Source organism: Ruegeria sp. BHSC026, assembly GCF_059613065.1.
Map to the genome: position 1 here is coordinate 2501 of NZ_JBXWRV010000033.1, position 2986 is coordinate 5486.

Here is a 2986-nt window from a genome sequence, read left to right on the forward strand (position 1 = left end):
AGAGTGAGAAGAACATGTTGGGAAGCATGGCCATAGCGGGTGACAGCCCCGTATTCGAAGCTCGATGGGACGTATTAAGTAGGGCGGGACACGTGAAATCCTGTCTGAAGATCGGAGGACCACCTTCGAAGGCTAAGTACTCCTTGCTGACCGATAGCGAACCAGTACCGTGAGGGAAAGGTGAAAAGCACCCCGACGAGGGGAGTGAAACAGTACCTGAAACCGAACGCCTACAATCAGTCGGAGGCTCCTTGCGAGCTGACGGCGTACCTTTTGTATAATGGGTCATCGACTTGGTCTCACGAGCAAGCTTAAGCCGTTAGGTGTAGGCGCAGCGAAAGCGAGTCTTAATAGGGCGCATGAGTTCGTGGGATCAGACCCGAAACCGAGTGATCTAGGCATGGCCAGGTTGAAGGTAAGGTAACACTTACTGGAGGACCGAACCCACATCCGTTGAAAAGGATCGGGATGAGCTGTGCCTAGGGGTGAAAGGCCAATCAAACTCGGAGATAGCTGGTTCTCTGCGAAATCTATTTAGGTAGAGCGTCATCCGAATACCCCGGGGGGTAGAGCACTGGATGGGTAATGGGGCCCCACAGGCTTACTGATCCTAACCAAACTCCGAATACCCGGGAGTACTAGATGGCAGACACACTGCGGATGCTAACGTCCGTAGTGGAGAGGGAAACAACCCTGACCGACAGCTAAGGCCCCCAATTCATGGCTAAGTGGGAAAGCAGGTGGGACGACCAAAACAACCAGGAGGTTGGCTTAGAAGCAGCCATCCTTTAAAGATAGCGTAACAGCTCACTGGTCTAAACAAGTTGTCCTGCGGCGAAGATGTAACGGGGCTCAAGCCATGAGCCGAAGCTTCGGATGCCGTAAGGCATGGTAGCAGAGCGTAGTGTGACATAGTCTCATTCCTCCTTCACGTCTTCGGGCGTATTGGAGGAGAGAGGCTTTCGATGAAGCCGGGGCGTGAGCCATCCGGTGGAGAGATCACTAGCGAGAATGATGACATGAGTAGCGACAAAGAGTGTGAGAGACACTCTCGCCGAAAGTCCAAGGGTTCCTGCTTAAAGCTAATCTGAGCAGGGTAAGCCGGCCCCTAAGCCGAGGCCGAAAGGCGTAGGCGATGGGAACCAGGTTAATATTCCTGGGCCGTGGAGTGGTGACGGATCTCGGGTGTAGTTCAGTCTTATCGGATTGACTGGGCTGCTGAGAGGTTCCTGGAAATAGCCCTCCTATCAGACCGTACCCTAAACCGACACAGGTGGACTGGTAGAGCATACCAAGGCGCTTGAGAGAACGATGTTGAAGGAACTCGGCAAAATACCTCCGTAAGTTCGCGAGAAGGAGGCCCGGTTCCTAGGCAACTAGGGGCTGGGGGCACAAACCAGGGGGTGGCGACTGTTTATTAAAAACACAGGGCTCTGCGAAGTCGCAAGACGACGTATAGGGTCTGACGCCTGCCCGGTGCCTGAAGGTTAAAAGGAGAGGTGAGAGCCTTGAATTGAAGCCCAGGTAAACGGCGGCCGTAACTATAACGGTCCTAAGGTAGCGAAATTCCTTGTCGGGTAAGTTCCGACCTGCACGAATGGCGTAACGACTTCCCCGCTGTCTCCAACATCGACTCAGCGAAATTGAATTGCCTGTCAAGATGCAGGCTTCCCGCGGTTAGACGGAAAGACCCCGTGCACCTTTACTACAGCTTCGCACTGGCATCAGGACTGCAATGTGCAGGATAGGTGGTAGGCTTCGAAGCAGGGACGCCAGTTCCTGTGGAGCCTCCCTTGAGATACCACCCTTTGCATTCTTGATGTCTAACCGCGGTCCGTCATCCGGATCCGGGACCCTGCGTGGCGGGTAGTTTGACTGGGGCGGTCGCCTCCTAAAGCGTAACGGAGGCGCGCGAAGGTTGGCTCAGAGCGGTCGGAAATCGCTCGTTGAGTGCAATGGCAGAAGCCAGCCTGACTGCGAGACTGACAAGTCGAGCAGAGTCGAAAGACGGCCATAGTGATCCGGTGGTCCCGAGTGGAAGGGCCATCGCTCAACGGATAAAAGGTACGCCGGGGATAACAGGCTGATACTGCCCAAGAGTCCATATCGACGGCAGTGTTTGGCACCTCGATGTCGGCTCATCTCATCCTGGGGCTGGAGCAGGTCCCAAGGGTACGGCTGTTCGCCGTTTAAAGAGGTACGTGAGCTGGGTTTAGAACGTCGTGAGACAGTTCGGTCCCTATCTGCCGTGGGTGTAGGAGACTTGAGAGGAGTTGCCCCTAGTACGAGAGGACCGGGGTGAACGATCCACTGGTGGACCTGTTGTCGTGCCAACGGCAGTGCAGGGTAGCTATGATCGGACAGGATAACCGCTGAAGGCATCTAAGCGGGAAGCCCCCCTCAAAACAAGGTCTCCCTGAGGGCCGTGGAAGACCACCACGTCAATAGGCCGGAGATGTAAGCGCAGCAATGCGTTCAGTTGACCGGTACTAATCGCCCGATAGGCTTGATTTGATCCAGTAACAGAAAGACAAATCAAACCAAAAGCATACACCAACCTTGACAATGGATAGCGTCGCAGCACCAAGCCGCGATATTGATTGATTATACAACCGAGTGGCAACGCGCCTTTTGCAAGCAAAACACGCTGTCTGCCACCCGTCGCTTTCTTGCTCGCAAGAAAGTCGACGTGGGGATTTTCCTCGGTTTGGTGGTCATAGCGCAAGCAAAACACCCGGTCCCATCCCGAACCCGGAAGTTAAGTGCTGCAGCGCCAATGGTACTTGGGCTCAAGCCCCGGGAGAGTAGGTCACCGCCAAACCTAGAAAAATCCCCAAACTCTCTAAACGATCAAAAAATCAAAAAACGGCCTCAAAAAATCTCTGAAGGCCAAACGCCAAAAAAATGGCGCGGGGTGGAGCAGCCAGGTAGCTCGTCAGGCTCATAACCTGAAGGTCAGAGGTTCAAATCCTCTCCCCGCAACCAA

General features: G+C 54.4%; 1 tRNA gene and 2 rRNA genes (1 of these 3 only partly in view). All 3 read left to right on the plus strand.

Annotated features, from left to right (window positions below):
- Positions 1–2514 (plus strand): 23S ribosomal RNA (locus tag AC2FME_RS18265); it begins 314 nt to the left of the window's first position.
- Between the two features lie 192 nt (positions 2515–2706).
- Positions 2707–2821: ribosomal RNA gene (gene rrf, locus AC2FME_RS18270) — 5S ribosomal RNA — on the plus strand.
- Positions 2822–2908: 87 nt separating this feature from the next.
- Positions 2909–2985: transfer RNA gene (locus AC2FME_RS18275), tRNA-Met, on the plus strand.
- Position 2986: the final 1 nt, after the last annotated feature.